Source organism: Rhizobium sp. AN68, from assembly GCF_030758035.1.
Lineage (GTDB): Bacteria > Pseudomonadota > Alphaproteobacteria > Rhizobiales > Rhizobiaceae > Agrobacterium > Agrobacterium tumefaciens.
The window spans coordinates 524835-543235 of sequence record NZ_JARWMI010000001.1 but is presented as its reverse complement, the minus strand read 5'-3'; the positions used below and the strand labels follow the sequence as shown (position 1 = coordinate 543235).

The window sequence follows — 18401 nt, the reverse complement described above, 5'->3', positions numbered from 1 at the left end:
ATCAACTCAGACCCAGAGACGCTCTAAATCGTCCGGCTTCGCCTCGGAATCGCGTCCGGTAAAACGCTGGAATAAGCGTCCGGTTAAAGATCGGAATTCCTGTCCGGTTTCATTGGAATACACAAGGTACCGCTAGAACCCGTGCGCGATTACGCCTGAAGAGGCCGTCTAGGCGCATCGAAAATCGCGCTTACGTTTGTCTCCATTCGCTGCCGTAATTCCATCGGTGTCCACCCTTTCAGTCGGTGGACACCCTTTGCACCAATCCCTTCAGCCAGTGAAGGTGCGTGGAAATGAGCGCTTACTGTAAAAGCGTTGGCAAATCGAAATTTCCTTTCAGGAATTGCGAACCCCGCGTCCGCTTAGGGCCGGAAGCCGACCAACTGAGTTCAATGAAAGCTGTTGAAGGGATCAGAACCAGGGCCCCCTCGGGAAAGGCCGCCGCCGGGCGAACCCGGCGGCGGAAAAGAAGCTTACCAACGGGCTTGTCGCAAAATTGGGTTCGGCCCACAGTTTGCCCTTGAATGGAGTGCCGTTCACGCTTTGTTAACCTTTTGAAGTCCAAAGAGGCGCGCGAGCAGGTCGTTCTGATCGTTGACGGTCCAGTCGCCGGAAAAGCCGAAGCCCTTCTTCAGCCAAAGCATGGCTTCGAACCCCGAGATCGTTCGACGCGCCGTCCTGAAAGATCGGAAGCCGCCGATCTTCGGCATGTTCTTCTTCACGCGAAAATGGTCGCTCTCAATGCCCTGCTGGAGATGCTTGGTTACATAGTGAACCGGATTCGGACGAAGGTGCCCGTCATCGACGGCCGCCTTGATCGTTGAAGGGAAAGTATTGGCGCCGTCGGTGCCGATCTTTTCCGGCGAGAGAAGCGGCTCGTCCTTGAGCATCTTGCGGAAGAAGCGCTTGGCGGCATCAAGGTCGCGCTTCGCGGTGAGCAGGAAGTCGATGGGATTTCCGTGCTTGTCGATAGCGCGGTATAGATAGCGCCACTTGCCACGGATTTTGACGTAGGTCTCGTCGATACGGGCCGAACCACAATGCGGGCGCCGAAACTGCCGCAGCCGCTTCTCGATGACAGGCGCATAGGCAAGGACCCAACGGTTGATCGTGCTGTGGTCCACTTCGACCGCGCTCCCGAAACATCTCCTCAAGGTCACGGTAGCTCAGCGGATAGCGAAGATACCAGGCGACCGCCTGCACGATCAACCACGCCTCGAAATGTCGCCCTTTGAAATCATCCTTCGACTGGCGCTTCAGCTTCTCGGCAATGGCATTCAGAATCATCGGCAGCTCCTTCACATGGGAGCGGCAATTTCCCCGCCGATGGTCAACAGCTCGTTAACTGAGAAAATTTGCGACAGGCCCGTTTCAAGTCAAAGCAACATCTGCAACGTTTCGTTTCCATCCATGAGCCGATTGCCAACCTCTTCCACATCCCGCGCCACGATATCCCCTCCAAGCATCATCGCGAACTGCGCGCGGTGGCGATGAACCTGTGGGCGAAGATCGCTCGGGCATGAACGGTGTATGCGGCGGGCGTCACGCTCTTGATTCTCGGCAGTTAACTTTACGATGCCTCCCAGAGGCATTCATCAGCCTCTGGGAGCATAGATATTCGACTGATAATCAGTGTTCCTTCATGGCCTCCTCGAGCCACCATGAACTTTTGCCAATCACCTTGGCGTCGACGACAAGCGGCCGTACCAGACCTTGCGAGACAGCGTCGGCTACCAGTTCAAGATCCGCAGGTGTCCGAACGGTAATACCATCCGCACCATAGCCTTTTGCAATCGAGGCTATATCGACATCGGGGAACGTAACCGTATCCACAGGATAACCGTGCGGTCCGAAATGGTAGACCTCTGCGCCATAGGCATTGTCATTATAGACGACAATCAGCATGCCCAGTTTCAGACGCACGGCCGTTTCGAGCTCTGAAATCCCCATCAGGAACCCACCATCACCGCATCCCGCAATGGGAAAGTGATCGGGCTTGGCAAGTGCCGCGCCGATAGCAGTTGCCAACCCAAGTCCCACGCACTGGAATGCCTGAGTGAATGAGAAGCAGTTTTCATCGGGGACGCTCAAGTACATGCTTGGATAGCCGAGGAAGTTGCCTGAATCAACGCCAACCACGCGTTTTTTCGGCGCTATGTCATCCAGTCGGATAGACAAGGTACGCGGATCAACCTTGGTCGATGTGCTTTCATCCGAATAGGATACATCGCGCCAAAGAATAGAACTCTTGATGCGCTCACCAATCTCCGTCGAGCGGTATCCCTCTGACCTATAAGCATCTTTCTTCAGCAGATCTATCGAAGCATAGGCGGTGACAGCAACGTCTCCGACCACACCCAGCGAGACTGGCCGGTTTTTTGCGAGCTCACGAGCTTCAAGATCAACCTGAACAAGTGCTGCCTCTCTATTGATGATGCTGCCGTGTCTGGTTGTCCACTTATTGAGCGTTGTTCCCCAGCCCACAACGAGGTCCGCGTTCTGTATGAGTTCCACGGTCAATGGTGACGAGAACCCGCCGGATACGCCAATCGACCAGGGATAATCGCGGAAAAGTCCCTTCGCGACGGCCCCTTCGGCAACCAATGCTCCGACAAGATCAGCGAGTTGCTGAAGCGCATCACGCGCTGCAGCCCCGCGAGAGCCGCGGCCGGCAATGAAGACAGGACGACGCGCTTTTTTCAGCATTTCTACCAATTCAGCCACAGCTTCGGGAGCCGCGCCGGCATTTGCCAGACTTGGTACCGGCTTTACAGCCTGAAGCGCCCCCGCCGGGCAGATCTCGTCCTGTACGTCCAATGGGACATTGAAGAGAACCGTCCGACGATCTCGAAGCGCGAGAGCATAGGCATTTCGCAGATCCGTCAGCGCAGTCAGTCCAGAGCGTGCGCGCAGTGAAACCGCACCAACGGAACGAGCGAGGCTGTCCTGATCAATGTAGAAATTGGACGCGGGATCCAGCACTTCTCCGCTCAAAATCAGAAGCGGAGTGCGGCTTTTCGCCGCTTCACCAATACCGGTGATCGCGTTCGTGAGGCCGCAGCCCTGATGAACCGATACGATGCCAACTTCACCGCTCATCCTCGCGTAGGAATCGGCCATCGTTGCTGCACCGCCCTCATGCCGGGCCGCAACAAATTCGGCACCGCCGCCCACCAGTCCGTTCGTCAGGTGGAAATTGCCACTTCCAACGACCCCAAAGACCCGACGCACGCCAAGTTGTGTAAGTGCAATTCCAATTGCTTCACCAATTTTCATTGTGAGCGTCCTCTCGTTCGCTTCTGCTTTCAAGTCCGAGTTCTGATCATCGACAATCGTTGCAGTCGGGTTTGCGTCACTGATGCCCAAGCCCAACGCTGCACGGGAGCAATGACGGACACAACCAGGAAACGATCTCTAAAATCCTGTTCGCTTATAGTCTTTCGACCTTACCGGATTTTGATTTATATGAATAATCATATTACTGAATAAGTCCAGTTCACCTGACTATGAATGTTGACCCACATGCCAACATCGCCAAGATTAGAAGAAATAGTAGCTTCCCGACAGCGGAAGTGTTGGGAGCTTCAGGGTTGGGGTCCTGGTCGCGACTACCCAGCACCCCAACAATCAGATCAGGCGACTGCAGGAGCAGCTACTCAACAAGATGAGACACGTTCTTCACAGTCATGTAGTGCAGAATCCCCTCAGCGCCGCCTTCACGACCCAGACCGCTGTCTTTTACACCGCCGAACGGCGTTTCTGCACGAGAAGCCTCTAGGGTATTGATGGAGACGTTGCCGGCTTCAATTCCGCTCATCAAACGCTCGACGTTCGCGGCAGAGCGAGTAAAGCCATATGCAGCAAGCCCAATCGGCAACGAGTTTGCCTTCGCGATTGCCTCATCGATCGATCGCACCGGATTGATAATGGCGAGCGGTCCGAAAGGTTCTTCATGCATTGCGTCTGCATCGTCCGGCACTTCTGCCAGCGCCGTAGGCGGGAAGAAATAGCCTTGGTTTTGAAGGCGAGAGCCCCCGCACAACAATCTGGCCCCCTTTGACGTCGCATTGCCAACGAGGTTCTGCAGTGCCTCAAGACGGCGATCATTCGCGACCGGCCCCATCTGTGTGGACTCATTCAGTCCATCACCGACGATGATCGATCTCGCCTTGTCGCAAAACGCTTCAACGAAGCGATGATAGAGATCCTCGTGAACAAAGAAGCGGGTCGGAGACGTGCAAACCTGTCCAGAATTGCGATATTTGCGGCTTGCGCACTTGACGCCAGCCGCGAAGGGATCCGCATCCTCGCAAACCACAACAGGAGCATGGCCACCCAGCTCCATCAGGGCAGGCTTCATATGACGCCCGGCGAGAGAGGTCAGGTGCTTTCCGACGCTGGTAGAGCCTGTGAAGGCCACCATTCGTACCTGTTCCGCAGGAATAAGGAAATCGGAGATGTGGGAGGGGTTACCGAATACGAGATTGAGCACGCCCGGTGGCAGCCCGGCCTCTTCGAATGCCTTTGCAATGTGGACGACGCCCGTAGGCGTTTCTTCCGATGCCTTCATGATAATTGAACAGCCCGCAGCAATGGCACCGGCAATCTTGCGCGCCGGCTGACTCATCGGAAAATTCCAGGGAGAGAATGCCGCCACGGTACCAATCGGCTCATGGAGAACGATGTAGCGGATTCCGGGCGCGCTCGGAATAACACGACCGTAGCATCGAACTGCTTCGCCAGCATCCCACTCAAAAAATTCCGCGCCCCGCCCAACCTCAAGCCGGGCCTCCTTGATTGGCTTCCCGTTCTCCAGCGCGATCGAACGCGCAATCTCTTCAGTCCGCGCACGAAGCAGCGCCGCTGCTTTCATGATGATCTCGCTGCGACGCCACGGAGAGGTCTTGCTCCAAACCCGAAAGCCTTCGGCGGCGGCCGCAACAGCCTCTTCAAGATCGTTTGTGCTGGCGACCGCCACGGAACCAATGACGGTTTCGTTCGCCGGATTCACGATAGGGAAGGTCGCTCCGGTTGCCTTCCACGCACCGCCAATAAACAGTTTAACATCGGAATTTGTTGTCATTGTCGCTGATTTCTCCGATTAGGGTTTAAAAGGTCTCCTAACCTCTTATGCATTGGATGCCCTTCTTCGTGAGCGATAACAATCTAGATTAATGCGATAAATATATAACCATATCTAATATATAGCCTTATACTAGGCGCGTAATACTTCCTAAGTTGACTGGGCGGAACAGTCCGCCCAACCGGTCTCTTTTCGCATGAGAACAGAACATGCCGACCCGTTAAGAGACCAGTCTTTCCGTTGCCGTGACCATGGTTTGCAAACGTCGGGAGGTATCTTGCGGCTATCTCTGAGCAAGTTTTGGACGATGTTTGCGTCCATTTGCCATGAGGTCGCGGAAATCCTCGACGGCCTGCGTTTCAGCCTTCGCGAAAGAGGCTCCACGACTTGGCTCAAGGCCGTTTAACCTTTTTAATCTGACATGCATTTCTGCACTCTTCAGCGCTACAGCTGCACAGTTCACGACTGGAGCCTTGCCGACATGAAGGCCGTATTCGCCTCCCAATAGCAGCCCCGGCAGAACGCCTGCAGGCACAACGACGTCAGCACCTGACTGGACCATCGGCTCTGCGATTGTACAAAAAGCATCAATCATTCGAGCCTTCGCTTCCAGATCGCCTGCGAAGGCCGAAGAAAAGTCTGACGGAACTGCGTTCAGCCCGCCAATATGAGTGACACGCTGGCGCAAGCCGTAAAGATCGCTTTGCTCCTGGAACCAGACCCGGTAGACTTCATCGATGGAGATGAGAGCAATATTTCGCCCAAGTTGGGCGGCGAAGTGCATTGTCACCTCGCCAGTGCCGATGACCGGCACAGAAACCGCGGACCGAAGTTCATAGAGGCCTGGATCTTGAAAATGACCCATAACGATAGCGTCATAGCCAGCCTCTTCCGCCGAGATACCGTTGTCAATCGCCAAGGCAGCGCAACGAAACTCGGATAGCCGACCAAACGCCCTGTCGGGGGGCTCATACCGAACACCTCTACAGTCGTACCGGAATCGGCGATTCCGTTGAGATAGGAGTTCAGCCTCTCAAGATATTCTTTGCTCGAGGTCTCATCGATGAAGCTTTGCCAGAAGATGCGCATGGATTTGTTCCGGTTTGTTGTCGTTTGATCAATTGGCAGGAACGAGAGCAAGCACTCTCAGCGGACTGCCCGAACCGTTCTGGATTTTGAGGGGAGCCGAGATTATGACAGCTCCGGTCGGTGGAAGAAGATCGAGGTTGCAAAGGCACTGAAGGCCGTATCTCCCACCTCCATGCAAGAAATGGTGGGCCGGATAAGGTGGATCAAAATGCCCTGCCTGCCCCGCATCTGTCCCAATCGTCTCGGTACCGAAACCGAGCATGCCTCGTTCGCTCACAAGCCACTGAACCACATCAGCATCAGGGCCGGGCGTGTGTGCGCCATCTTCTCTCAGATTGGCGTATTGCGCGCCCACGCGTTTGGACCAATCTGTGCGCATGAAGACCCAGCTGCCGGGCGTGATTTTCCCATATCTGTCTTCCCAATCCAGAACGGTCGACCGAGACATCAGGAAGTCACTATCCGCTGCAGCTTCGGTCGAGCAATCGATGACGCACACTGGCGCGATCATGTCCCGCACAGGCAGTGTATCGACAGAATTGAGAGGAAGATCCTTGCCCGTATACCAATGAATCGGTGCGTCGAAATGAGTTCCGGTATGTTCACTGAATGTTATGTTGTTCCAGTACCACGCCGGACCAGCCGCATCATATTTGGAAATACACTCAATGCGCACCGGAGATGCTTGTCCAAACTCCGAGGGCAGTATGATGGTTGGAAAGTCAGGCGATAGTGTCTGTGTAAGATCGATGATCTGGGTTTTGCCCGAAGCCAATTCCTCAGCGAGCAGTGAAAGAGCATTTTTCGTCATTCCTTGTTCCCTTATTTATGTGCAAAGAGCTCGCGTTCCACCGCCTTGGCGTTGCGCTCTATGCGCTGAGAAATATCCTTGGCGAATTCGCCTACGTGTACCTCTTCCAAACCTTGCTGAAGCGCTTGCACGACTGCGTTAGCCACAGCCTCAAAGCCAAGCTTCGGCTGTGGAACCGTCTGATACCAATCGTTCTCGGTAGGGCCGCCAATGATGTTGATCACGCGGATGCCACTCTGCATCAATTCGCCTCTGATGTGCTGCGCGAGCGCAAAGGCAGCCGCTTGGGCGACCGAGTAAGAGGGTAGATCAGGAACCGGTGCCTGCCCAAAGACCGAAAGGAGGTTGACCCAGGCGACCGCATTACCGGCACCATCGGCCCCACGCGACTTCATGGCAGGTACGACTGCTCTCGACAGACGCATCGGCCCGAAAACCATGGCCTCCATCGCTTCCCGCATATTGGTGAGTTCATTCGGGGCGAGCAGACCGCCCGGTCGAATATGTTCGGATGTGTTGACCACAATCTCGATCTTGCCACCGTAGTCACGTACCATATTCGCAACTGACTTCTCATCGCTCATATCGAGCGGTAGAAGAACAACTTTATCGGCCTCCGCCAGTTTCACCAGGTCGGGATGCGGCCTCCAAATATCGCTGACCCCCACAAAAACGGTTTCAGCCTGAGCCGCTATCAGTCTTCTCACCAGTGACGTCGTGACGGGATTACGGCCATCGGTAATCAAGATGCGACGCTTCTCGGGACTGGCTGTCATTTCCTTCCACTCTCTATCGCTTGCGAGATCGACCCTGCCGGCGGGTGCGGCGTACAACACGGCCTGACCAGCCTTATCCAGCTTGAGAAAGAGAGCGACGCCCATTTCCTCAACGCACAGTGAATGCAGGTGACAAAGCACTATCGGTCCGCAATCAAGCTTGACCAGACCGATTGGCCATGGAGCCCGTTCACGGAAGAAATTATCCGCAGGCTTGAGAATGCTGGTGTTGGAAAGCAAGGTGCCGGTCGGCACTACATCCACGAAATCGAAATCGCTGGATAAGCATTCGCGGCATGCTTCGGGTGCTGGATAAGCAAACGTACTGCATTTGCTGCAACGATGCAGTGCGAAGCGACCTTGCGCGGCCGCCCTGGTAAGGTCATGTGCCTTGCGGCTTCTCTGTGCAGGCGGGAGCAGCGCGACCGGCATCCGTTCCAGCGGATTGTTGCGCCTGTGTTTTGATCCAAAATCGCTCATCAATGGTCTCCAGCAATGATCGCGGCCGCCGACGATAGCCCGCGATCGTAGTTGATCATGCCAAATCCAGCCGCCAGTGCCAGACGGGCACCGCCGACCTGGCGCCCTGCTGCGACACCCATGACCTGCCTGATCGATTCCACGACTCCAAGATGACCTCCAGCAGCTCCGGCCTGACCAACTGACAGCTGCCCCCCTGATGTATTGTGCGGAAAAGAACCGTTGATTGTGAAATCATGGTGGTCGACGAAGGAAGGACCTTCGCCTTTGGCGCAAAAGCCCAGATCCTCGAACTGCATCATTGAGATCACAGGATAGTCGTCATAAGTCTGGACGAGATCTATCTGCGAAGGGACCATACCCGCCATAGAATACAGTTCCTTCACATCGACCACCCAACCGCCGCGCTCCTGAACAGTATCTCCGGTCGCTGCGTTATGTCGTTCGATTGCCGCCAGCAAGCGAGCAAAGGGCAGACCTTGGGCGCGAGCCGTCTCTTCGCGCATCACCAGGAAGGCCTCGGCCCCGGCGCAAGGCATCACACAATCGAAGAGGTGGATTGGCGGCGTGATCGCTGGCGCAGACATATAGGCATCCAGTGTCAGCGGCTTTTTCATCAGAGCATTTGGATTTTTTAACGCATTGTCCCGCTGAGAGACGGCTAGTTTCCCGAAATGCTCACGCGTTGCCCCATATTTTCGCATATAACTCGATGCAATGAGGGCGAAGCTCGCATTGGGGCCACCAGTTCCGTAGGGATACACGGCGTCCTGAGAAAACCGCGAAAAGTTTTCCAGAGATCGCCGAAACGAGTGAATGTGATTTGTATCGGCCCCAACGCAGGCAACGATATCTGCATCGCCGTACTGGACAGCGCGGGCGGCTTTTTTCAGCGAGACAATGGCGGAAGCGCCACCCATCGGAACAAATTCAATGTAGCGGGGGCTGAGGCCAAAGTGCTGCGTCAGCCCTATCGCTGTATCGGGTGCGGTTGAGAAACTGGAGAGAGAAAATCCGTCGAAATGGCGGTGTGAAATGCCTGAAGTTGCGACAAGTTCAGAAAGTGCTCTGCCAATCCACCAAGCTGTACTTTCGATCGAGTATCGCGCGTACGGAACTGTGACGGGTGCCGCGAGGACAACACCATCATATGCAGATCGCACTTCCTTGACCATTACGGGATTCCAATGCTCTAGATGATGGTGAACTGAACGTCGATGTTCCCGCGCGTTGCGTTCGAGTAAGGGCAGCGCTCATGTGCACCCGCGACAATCTCTTGCGCCGCGGAAGGCTCAATGCCAGGCAGTTCCACAATCAGTTCGACGGTCAGGATGTAGCCGGTATCAATCGGACCAATGCCAACCACCGCTGATACAGACGTGTCGTCCGAGAGCGGAATTTTGCGGGTGCGGGAGACCAGCTTTACCGCGCCGAGAAAGCAAGCTGCATAACCTGCGGCAAAAAGCTGTTCCGGGTTGCTTCCGGCTCCGCCTGGACCACCCAGACCCGTTGGCACGCTGAGAGGCATGCGGAATGAGCCATCCTCACTCTCCGCGCGACCGTCGCGACCGCCGATAGCCTTAACCTTTGCCTCATAAAGAATCTTCGAAGGTTTCATAATTACCCCTTGAACCTTGATCAAACGATGCCCGATCGGACCCCAAAATGGCAAGCATGACAATTCATATTTTCTGTATGAATTTATATCCGGAAACCCATCAATCCCGAAGGGGATGCGGTTTAGCTTAAAGGATAAAGCTAAATCAGCAGTCGTTAAGGGCTATGAAATGCGCAACGGTTTGAGCACAAACGGAATGATGACGGCCTTGCGCCTCCACAGCTTTGGGGATATCCCGACATTGGACCGGATACCGATCCCGGCCATTAAGAGCGGCGAAACCCTTGTCAAAGTGGAGGCCGCAGCAATCGGTCACCTAGATTTGACCATAATGAGTGGAAACTTCAATATTCGACCTTCGCTGCCTTATGTCGGAGGTACCGATGGTGCAGGGATTGTCATTAAGTCAGACCGCTTCCGTAAAGGTGATCGTGTTGCCTTGAGAGGCGGAGGGCTTGGGATGCTCAGGAGCGGCACCTGGGCAGAGTATGTAGCAGTGCCAGACGAGGCTGTTCGCGAGGTTCCAGCACAGCTTCCGGCTGAGCTTGCAGCGACGATCTACAGCCCGCTTACGACGTCCCAGATCACACTTCATGACATTGCACGTCTTGGCAACTGGCAGTTCGGGCCGCGAAGCCCAGCCGAAGAAATTGTGATTGTCACGGGCGCTTCCGGCGCAGTTGGTTCGGTTGTCGTTCAACTTGCGATGAGAGCCGGTGCCCATGTCATCGCGATCGTTTCGAAGGATGCGAATGTGGCGTTGGTTCCTCCGGCTACAGAGGTGATCTCTTTATCAAACACCAGGCGGATCGAGGAGTTGGCCAAAAGCTGTTCAGCGACACTGTTGGTCGATACAGTCGCAGGAGAGCGCTTGGCAGAGCGTATAAGCTGGATAAAGACCGGCGGCAGGGCAGCGCTTTTGGGCTATACCGCCGGGAAGCAACTGCTGCTTGATCTGCCTAACTGGTTCCTGAGCAGCGTGGCACTCTTGCCTGTATCAATGCTTTTTCACGAAACGAAAGCAAAGCAGGTGATCGATGCGCTGACAACTTTGGTGACAGATGGCGCAATCCGATTGCCTGTGGAACGATATTGTTTCGGGGACGCACACCTTGGCTTCGAACGTCTCGCAAACGGACTAAATCATGGTAAAGTTGTGATCGCGCCCTAAACTGTACGTTTTTGATGAAGCAGGTTTTTGCATCGAAGTTTGGCTACGGCGCATAAGTCCGTTGGCGGGTATGCTCGGAACGCCCAAAAAAGGTGGACCGTTTATAGCAGGAGTTTTCCGCGAAAACTTCGGGGCCGGGACAAGGAGCGCAAGCATGAAGGGCAAGTCCCTGACCCACTTGCGCAACACACTCTCCTGGACATCCAGATGGCGGGATGCCTGCGCAACGCCGACCCCACGCTCTCGAACCAATCTCACAGCCTCAAGCTTGTACTCACGGCTGAACTTCCTTCGGAGCATTCATACGCTCCCAGTTTCATTGGAAACACCTTAACTCGGTGTCCAAGAAACCGGCAGCAGGGCATTTCTCTGCGACAGCGGCCAAAGAGGCTAAATGTGTTTCGGATGGTTGTCGCCGAAGCCCGCAGCCTGATCCGCCAACGCAACGAGATCGAAGCACAGGCCGATGATTTGCTGCGAAACAGCCGTGATTATCAGATCCTGCGGCAGATTCCTGGGATCGGTCCGATCAATGCGCTAACGATCATTGCGGAGGCTGGGGACCTGCGCTGCTTTCATCATCACCGTCAGTTTCTCAAATTCTGCGGGCTGGATCTGTCGACACAGCAATCGGGCCAGTATCGCGGCCAGACCCGACTTTCCAAATTCGGCAACGCGCGGCTGCGACGAACCCTGTGGATTGCTGGGCAAGTTGCCATCCGCCAGCGTGAGAACGGCTTCCGACATAAATTCGAACGCTACATCGCGAGAGATCGTGACAATCCCGATCTCCGCCGCAAGGCAATAACCGCTATTACCGCCAAGATGGCGCGTGTCGTACACGCCGTCGTCAAAAGCGGTTCAGATTACCGGCCCTTCGTTGAAGGGCGGGGACCAGGTGGAAGAACTTCTGTCAGTTAGAGCCGTGAGGGCATCCTTCGAATGACCGTGTAGACAATGCTTGGGTCTTCCACCTGGAACAGAAGCTCGTGTTAAGGACGGTGAGGGCCAAAATGATGGACCCTGTGTTTGCTATGGACGATACCTTTGTCAGTACCGGAGCAATACTCCCCAATAGTGCCGTTTGAATCTTCCCCAGGTGCTGCGTCCGCTGGTTTTCCGGGGCGCGCCCCGGAAGACCAGCGGCGCGTCATCGTCAATACTCCTTCCGATGGTCGGAAGGGGGATATTGGTGATCAAGCTGAGGGAGACGATCATGATCCTGGATCTGCATCAGCAGGGCCTGACAGTGTCAGCTATTTCCAGAGAAACTGGCATCGATCGCAAGACGGTGCGCAAATACATAGAGCGGGGCCTCGAGGTCCCGGCTTATGGACCGAGAAAGCCTCGCGCGACGGTTATCGATCCGTTCGCTTCATACCTGCGGGAGCGGGTGAAGACCTATCCCGGCCTCACTGGCAGTCGATTACTCCGAGAACTCCGGGATCGAGGTTATGCCGGCGGTTACACCGCCGTCACGGACTTTCTTCGTGACGTGCGACCTCCTGTAAATCCAGGTTTCGAAGTTCGCTTCGAGACGCCGCCAGGCGAACAGGCCCAAGTTGATTTCGCCCAGTTCCATGTCGTTTTCACCGACGAACCAACGACACCAAGGATCGTCTGGTTGTTCTCGATGGTGTTGGGGCACAGCCGCCTCATCTGGGCACGCTTCGTCATGCATCAGAACCTGCCGACCGTACTACGTTGCCACATCGCCGCTTTCGAGGCGATTGGTGGTGCGCCGCGGGAGGTGCTCTACGACCGGATGAAGACTGCCGTTATCGGCGAAGGTCAGACGGAGGGCATCATCTACAACCGTGCTCTCATCGACCTGGCCCGCCATTATGGATTCCATCCTAAGGCGTGCAAAGCCTACCGAGCCAAGACAAAAGGCAAGGTCGAGCGGCCGTTTCGGTATATCCGCGAAGACTTCTTCCTTGCTCGTTCGTTCCGCAATCTCGACGACATGAACGCCCAGCTCCGGCACTGGCTCGACACCGTTGCCAATCCAAGGAAGCACGCGACGACCCAGCGTGTCGTCAACGAAGCCTTCTCCGAGGAGCGGCCGTATCTGCGGCCGCTACCCTTGGCACCGTTCAAATCCGTTCTGAAGCTGGAGCGCCGTGTATCGCGGGAAGGCATGGTCAGCGTCGGCGGCAACACCTACAGCGTTCCAGATGCCACACGCAGTCGCGTGGTTGAGGTCCACTCTCTCGCCGACGAAGTCCGCATCTTCGAGAACGGCACACTGATCGCCGCTCATCTTGTGCTGGAGGGCCGCAAACAGCGCCGAGTCCATCCCGACCATCGACGATCGACGATGTCGCAACACAGGCAAAGGACACGCGACGAATCCCTTGTAGTCAAGCCTGCCGGCGACACCGTGCTGCAGCGGTCGCTCGCCTTCTATGACGCCGTCGGTAAAGTCCTGGCACGGGAGAGCCGCCCATGAGCGCGGCCCTCGATTCCATTCCATCCATGATCGACCGTATTCGCCATGATCTCGTCGGTCTGAAGATGCCGCGCGCATTGGAAGCACTCGACCATGTCGTGCGCCGCCTCGAGCACGGTGAGCTATCTGCCCTCGAGGCTATCGATATCCTGCTGTCAGAGGAACTGACCCTGCGCGAGAACAGCCGGATCAAGACCGCCTTAAGAATGGGCAGGTTGGCGACGATCAAAACCCTTGCCGGTTTCGACTTCACTTTCCAACCTTCCCTCGACCGAGATCGCATATTCACCCTGGCGCAGCTTGGCTTCGTCGATCGACACGAGGCCGTTCATTTCCTCGGTCCACCTGGAACCGGCAAGAGTCATCTTGCCACGGCGCTCGGCGTCGAAGCCGTCAAAGCTGGAAAGAGCGTGTACTTCACGAACCTTGCTGACCTCATCGGTTCGCTGGCCCGTTCCGAACGGGAAGGTCGGCTTCAGGAGCGCATTCGCTTCTTCTGTAGGCCAAGCCTGCTCATCGTCGATGAGATTGGATATTTACCGGTCGTCCAGGGTGGCGGCAATCTGTTCTTCCAACTCGTGAACGCCCGATATGAGCGAGGTGCGATGATCCTGACATCAAACCGCGGCTTCGCTGAATGGGGCGACGTCTTCGGCGATCCAGTTGTCGCCACCGCACTTCTCGACAGACTGCTTCATCACGCCGTCGTCGTGCAAATAGAGGGATCCAGTTACCGATTGCGCCAGCATGCCGAACTGATGCCAGAGCATGTGCGCTCCAAAGCCCTCATTGCTCCGCCGGCATTCACTCCACCTCAAAAGCCGCGCGGACGGCCGCCGAAAAATCCTCAGTTCTCCCTGGCATCCACGTCGGCATAAGTGGGGAATTTTACTTCGGCACTTCTGGGGAAAATTCACGCGGTATTGACAACCTTTTCCCTTGCCAGTGGAAGCCGCCTGGTTCGACGATGTGACTTGACGAGCGTCATGCAGCGTGAGCATGCTGACGAACAAAGAAACTTTTCCTGCCAAGCCCATTTTCTTCCGCACTTAGGACGTTGTCCGAGACGATCATTCCGGGTTTGCCGCGCCGTTCGATCAGTTTCGTCAGTTCGCGAGCAACACGACGGCCGGAGATCGACGTGTCCGGGATGGCCGCCAGGCATTTGCGCGTGACGTCGTCGACAATGTTAAGCACGCGGAAGCGCCTGGCGCAGGCGAACTGATCATGGACGAAATCCACTGACCATCGCGCATTGGCCTTCGCCTCCACCCGGATCGGCGCACCACCGCACGTCGCCGCGCCGTCCGTTTACGAACGGAAAGACCCTCCTCGCGATACAGCCGATTGACGCGATTGACGCCTGGTGGCTCTCAATCACGCTGAAGCAAAATGAACAGCCGTCGGTAGCCGACGTCGCCACTCGTTGGCGAGATCGCGCAGCTTCGTCCGCAGTGCGACCTCCGGCGGTCGGCAAGATCGGTAGCGGACCATCTTGCGGTCAGCGAATATGATCTGGCAGGCCCGCTGTTCCGAAAGAGCCATGACGGCCTTCAGGTGCGCGACGGCATCACGCTTGGCGGCAGGCCCTACCATTTTTTGAAAGAGCTCGCGAAGCGCGGCAACATCCAGCATTTGCTCGGCCAGCAGCTTCTTCAGCTTGGCGTTCTCCTCCTCAAGCACCTTTAGCCGCTTCGCCTCGGAGACCTCCATGCCCCGTATGTGGCTTTCCAGTTATAAAAAGTCGCCTCGGAAATCCCATGCTTGGGCACAGGTCAGCCGCTTTCGCGCCAGCCTCCTGCTCACGCAGCACCCCCGATAATCTGCTCTTCCGTAAATCTCTGCTTCTTCATGCGTCCGTCCTCAATGGGCCGGACTCTAACCAATTCTGGAGGAAATTAACCGTGGCAGGTCAGAGGGCAAGGTCAATTCAATCATCCGAAACATACACCGCCATCTAAACTCACGCCGTAGGAGAGCTTCAGCGCCTAAGATATACCAACAGTGGGAAATTACCGCCCCATCAACATTTTTTTGGTCGCCGTATGTACATCAGGCTGTCTGACCAAGCTTTCACCTACCAAAAAAGCGTTTGCGCCCGACTTCATGAGCGTAATGCAATCGTCATGACTATGGATACCACTTTCGCTTACAAGCATTCGATCGGCGGGAACCGAGGGACCAAGGCGCACGGTTGTGTCGAGGGAAACTTCAAATGTTGCTAGATCACGGTTGTTGATGCCGATGATTGCCGGTTCAATTTTCAATGCTCGCGTAAGATCTCCCTCGTTATGTACTTCGATAAGCACGTCCATGCCGAGATACTGCGAGATTTCATGCATTTTTAACATCTCTTGATCAGTCAAAATGCAGGCGATAAGTAGAATGCAATCCGCATTCCAATCTCGCGCCTGATACACTTGGTACGGGTCAACAATAAAATCTTTGCATAACACTGGCAAAGAACACGATGAGCGGGCAGCTGCGAGATAATCTGGCGAGCCACAGAAGCTTGGTATGTCTGTCAGCACAGAGATGCAAGTTGCACCCCCAGCTTCATATGCCTTTGCTAACTCGGACGGATTGAAATCGTGACGGATAATTCCTTTAGACGGACTGGCCTTTTTAATCTCGGCAATCAATCCTATCTCGCCTATCTCTTTTTTTATTTGCAGAGCGCGACAAAAATCACGCGGATTCTCTCTATCCTTCGCGCGAGCTTTTAGCTCAGACAGGGAAACGTTCATCCTGGCCTTTTTGACTTCTGCTCGCTTGTAGTCAACAATGCGGTCCAACATATCAGTAATTTCTCGTACAGATCGTGTAAATGCTCCGAAAGCCAAATGAAAAGGCTTTAGTTTATGCCGTTATCTTAGCGCATTGCCATTAGCTCGATGAATTCTATCAGAGGTTGAAAGGCTTCTTCTGACCGCCAGCACGATGAAAACCAGTGGACGGTGTCAAGCTACCCCAGAATGGAAGGTATACAGCCCCGCTTCAATATTGAAGCAGGGCAGCACATCACATTGAAATATTGTATTTTTTCAACACTCTTCGCACGACGAACTGTAAGACGCGGTCAAAGAGGAAGCCGAGCAAGCCCAGCGTCAAAATGCCGGCGAACACCCATTCGGTTCTACCGAAGTTGCGCGCGTTCCATATGAGTGCACCAAGTCCTTCCTGTGCCGCTACAATTTCGGCAGAAACAATGGTCAGGAAGGAGTTACCCATCGCGATCCTTGCACCAGTCACCATATACGGGACGGTTGAAGGGACAATCACGGTCAACAAAGCTTGCAGGGGGTTGGCACCCAGTGACTGAGAGGCTTTGATACGCAGATCTGGAACTGCAAGCGTACCGGCAAGCGTGTTCAAGGTGACGATGAAGACTGTGGTATAAAAGATAAGCGCGACTTTCGATGCCTCACCGGGGCCGAGCCAGATGACAGCCAACGTCACGAACGCGATCGGAGGGACAAAGCGGAAAAATTCGATGTAGGGATCCAGAAGACGACGGATAAGTGGGAAATATCCCATACCCATCCCCAATGGTATTCCAATCGTAACGCCGGCCAGCCATCCCGTGAAAATTCTCAGACTCGAGGCTATGACGGACGTAACCAGCGTTCCGTCTTCATACAACTCGTAAAAGCCATGAAACGTTGTCATTGGCGAGGGAAGAAACAACGGTGATACCTGAGTACTGGCTAACTGCCAGATTGTCAGACCACCGAGGATGGAGCAAAGTGTCAGCATGATGCCGGAGATGCGCTTTTTGACGTACTGCCAGTTTTCAGTACCCAAGACTTCCTTGTTGGAACCTTGTTTGATTGAATTCGATGTCATACTGCTTGTCCCTCAGAGATGAGGCCCTGCGCAATCAAAGTCCGATTGACTTCAACCGCAATGTCGTTCCTGAGAACGCGCATGAGTTCGACCGCTCGCGGATGATCGAGATCGCGCGGCGTCGGCAAATCCACTTCCATAACTGTCTTTATTTTTGCGCTCGGTCCCGCTGTCATTGTCACGATTTTGTCAGCGAGAATAATGGCCTCGCTGATATCGTGTGTAACAAACACGATCGTAGCACCTGTCTTTCGAGATATCTTGGCAAGTTCTCCTTGAAGAACCTCACGGGTCTGGGCATCAAGAGCCCCGAACGGTTCGTCCATCAGAATAACCGACGGCTCATTGGCAAGCACACGCGCGATTTGTGTGCGCTGTCGCATTCCTCCTGAAAGCTCGCCGGGATATTTGTCCGCTGCGTGGCTCAGGCCCACCATCTTTATGTACTCGTCGGCGATTTCGCTGCGCTTGGCTTTATCGATCCCGCGAATACGCGCGCCATACTCCACATTTTCCCGAACGGTGAGCCAGGGAAACAGTGCCTCTGAGCTTTGGAAAACCACTCCTCTATCGGTCCCGGGGCGCGTGACGCTGGTTCTCCCAACCAGCACATCTCCCGCGACAGACGCAAATCCTGCGATAGCATTGAGGAGAGTAGACTTGCCGCAACCCGAAGGCCCCAACAAACATAGAAACTCACCAGGCTCGATAGACAAGTTGATATTGCTCGCGATTTCAAAGTCCCCAATTTGGATGGAGACATTGTTGAGTGTTACGGCGATTCCGGACTGCATAGCGATCCCTTCGTTCCCCTGTTGTTTACTTTTAGCAGGCACGGCTGCGCGCAGCGTTGCCGCCACTTGCCTAAAGACCCTAGTTAAGGCTGATGAAGGGCGAGCTGCTTTTTCAAATCCTTCTGCATCAGCAAACGGCGGTTTGAAAAAGAGCAAGTTTTCGTTTAAGTCACAAGAACGCTCATGATATAAATCTATAATAGTTACGCATATATCAGACGTAATGATCGCCCAAAGATTGAAATCTGCTCTGATCCCCAAAAACTGGACCGTTCATAACT

At 54.9% G+C, this 18401-nt stretch carries 13 protein-coding genes and 5 pseudogenes; 5 read left to right on the top strand and 13 right to left on the bottom strand.

Features of this window, described 5'->3' with window-relative positions; all coding sequences use genetic code 11:
- Positions 1-536: 536 nt before the first annotated feature.
- Positions 537-1287 (bottom strand): annotated as a pseudogene (locus tag RBH71_RS02480) (IS6 family transposase).
- A gap of 80 nt (positions 1288-1367) precedes the next feature.
- On the opposite strand from RBH71_RS02480, the pseudogene RBH71_RS02475 reads away from it, so the two are divergent.
- Positions 1368-1523: pseudogene (locus RBH71_RS02475) on the top strand (IS6 family transposase); the annotation flags it as partial.
- A 106-nt stretch (positions 1524-1629) separates the two neighbouring features.
- On the opposite strand, the gene RBH71_RS02470 reads toward RBH71_RS02475, so the two are convergent.
- The 7 genes from RBH71_RS02470 to RBH71_RS02440 all read right to left on the bottom strand — a co-directional run bounded on the left by RBH71_RS02470 (position 1630) and on the right by RBH71_RS02440 (position 9857).
- Entirely contained in the window at positions 1630-3366 is a 1737-nt protein-coding gene (locus tag RBH71_RS02470) for a thiamine pyrophosphate-binding protein (RefSeq protein ID WP_323687036.1), read from the bottom strand.
- Between the two features lie 286 nt (positions 3367-3652).
- Positions 3653-5083 (bottom strand): NAD-dependent succinate-semialdehyde dehydrogenase, encoded by a 1431-nt coding sequence (locus RBH71_RS02465; protein ID WP_025591048.1) that lies wholly within the window; start codon positions 5081-5083, stop codon positions 3653-3655.
- Between the two features lie 283 nt (positions 5084-5366).
- A complete protein-coding gene (locus tag RBH71_RS02460) occupies positions 5367-6002 on the bottom strand; it encodes an aspartate/glutamate racemase family protein (RefSeq protein ID WP_323687035.1) in 636 nt (211 codons plus the stop codon).
- A 198-nt stretch (positions 6003-6200) separates the two neighbouring features.
- Positions 6201-6983, bottom strand: coding sequence for a cyclase family protein (locus RBH71_RS02455; protein WP_111783348.1), 783 nt, complete (start codon positions 6981-6983; stop codon positions 6201-6203).
- A gap of 11 nt (positions 6984-6994) precedes the next feature.
- Entirely contained in the window at positions 6995-8239 is a 1245-nt protein-coding gene (locus tag RBH71_RS02450; RefSeq protein WP_025591041.1) for an SDR family NAD(P)-dependent oxidoreductase, read from the bottom strand.
- A complete protein-coding gene (locus RBH71_RS02445) occupies positions 8239-9414 on the bottom strand; it encodes a thiolase family protein (protein WP_112155682.1) in 1176 nt (391 codons plus the stop codon). The genes RBH71_RS02450 and RBH71_RS02445 overlap by 1 nt, the downstream gene beginning before the upstream one ends.
- Before the next feature lie 17 nt (positions 9415-9431).
- The gene (locus RBH71_RS02440) at positions 9432-9857 is read right to left on the bottom strand and encodes an organic hydroperoxide resistance protein (RefSeq protein WP_025591037.1); all 426 of its coding nucleotides are present in this window, start codon (positions 9855-9857) and stop codon (positions 9432-9434) included.
- Positions 9858-9873: 16 nt separating this feature from the next.
- Here RBH71_RS02440 and RBH71_RS02435 point away from each other — a divergent pair, with 16 nt between their 5' ends.
- Positions 9874-11028 (top strand): quinone oxidoreductase family protein, encoded by a 1155-nt coding sequence (locus RBH71_RS02435; protein ID WP_162633035.1) that lies wholly within the window; start codon positions 9874-9876, stop codon positions 11026-11028.
- Between the two features lie 165 nt (positions 11029-11193).
- Here the strand turns inward: RBH71_RS02435 and RBH71_RS02430 are convergent.
- Positions 11194-11328, bottom strand: a pseudogene (locus RBH71_RS02430) (transposase); the annotation flags it as partial.
- 90 nt (positions 11329-11418) lie between these two features.
- Here RBH71_RS02430 and RBH71_RS02425 point away from each other — a divergent pair.
- The 3 genes and pseudogenes from RBH71_RS02425 to istB form a co-directional block, all read left to right on the top strand.
- A pseudogene (locus RBH71_RS02425) lies at positions 11419-11974 on the top strand (transposase); the annotation flags it as partial.
- 246 nt (positions 11975-12220) lie between these two features.
- Positions 12221-13480, top strand: a complete 1260-nt coding sequence (gene istA / locus RBH71_RS02420; RefSeq protein WP_112155688.1) for an IS21 family transposase — start codon at positions 12221-12223, stop codon at positions 13478-13480.
- Positions 13477-14358, top strand: a complete 882-nt coding sequence (istB, locus tag RBH71_RS02415; RefSeq protein WP_025591029.1) for an IS21-like element ISRel3 family helper ATPase IstB — start codon at positions 13477-13479, stop codon at positions 14356-14358. Before istA ends, istB begins: the two co-directional genes overlap by 4 nt.
- A gap of 151 nt (positions 14359-14509) precedes the next feature.
- Here istB and RBH71_RS02410 read toward each other — a convergent pair.
- The 4 genes and pseudogenes from RBH71_RS02410 to RBH71_RS02395 form a co-directional block, all read right to left on the bottom strand.
- Positions 14510-15333 (bottom strand): annotated as a pseudogene (locus RBH71_RS02410) (transposase); the annotation flags it as partial.
- 159 nt (positions 15334-15492) lie between these two features.
- Positions 15493-16278 carry an indole-3-glycerol phosphate synthase TrpC gene (gene trpC, locus RBH71_RS02405; RefSeq protein WP_029658627.1) on the bottom strand — a complete coding sequence of 262 codons (786 nt, stop codon included), beginning with the start codon at positions 16276-16278 and terminating at the stop codon, positions 15493-15495.
- A 223-nt stretch (positions 16279-16501) separates the two neighbouring features.
- Positions 16502-17326: an ABC transporter permease gene (locus tag RBH71_RS02400; protein WP_025591023.1), complete on the bottom strand. Its 825-nt coding sequence runs from the start codon at positions 17324-17326 to the stop codon at positions 16502-16504.
- The gene (locus RBH71_RS02395; protein ID WP_025591022.1) at positions 17323-18381 is read right to left on the bottom strand and encodes an ABC transporter ATP-binding protein; all 1059 of its coding nucleotides are present in this window, start codon (positions 18379-18381) and stop codon (positions 17323-17325) included. Before RBH71_RS02395 ends, RBH71_RS02400 begins: the two co-directional genes overlap by 4 nt.
- Between the last annotated feature and the right edge of the window lie 20 nt (positions 18382-18401).

Coding starts and splice junctions, on each gene's coding strand:
- RBH71_RS02400 (WP_025591023.1), bottom strand. CDS start 17,326: ATGACATCGAATTCAATCAAACAAGGTTCCAACAAGGAAGTCTTGGGT.
- RBH71_RS02440 (WP_025591037.1), bottom strand. CDS start 9,857: ATGAAACCTTCGAAGATTCTTTATGAGGCAAAGGTTAAGGCTATCGGC.
- RBH71_RS02445 (WP_112155682.1), bottom strand. CDS start 9,414: ATGGTCAAGGAAGTGCGATCTGCATATGATGGTGTTGTCCTCGCGGCA.
- RBH71_RS02455 (WP_111783348.1), bottom strand. CDS start 6,983: ATGACGAAAAATGCTCTTTCACTGCTCGCTGAGGAATTGGCTTCGGGC.
- RBH71_RS02450 (WP_025591041.1), bottom strand. CDS start 8,239: ATGAGCGATTTTGGATCAAAACACAGGCGCAACAATCCGCTGGAACGG.
- trpC (WP_029658627.1), bottom strand. CDS start 16,278: ATGTTGGACCGCATTGTTGACTACAAGCGAGCAGAAGTCAAAAAGGCC.
- RBH71_RS02465 (WP_025591048.1), bottom strand. CDS start 5,083: ATGACAACAAATTCCGATGTTAAACTGTTTATTGGCGGTGCGTGGAAG.
- istB (WP_025591029.1), top strand. CDS start 13,477: ATGAGCGCGGCCCTCGATTCCATTCCATCCATGATCGACCGTATTCGC.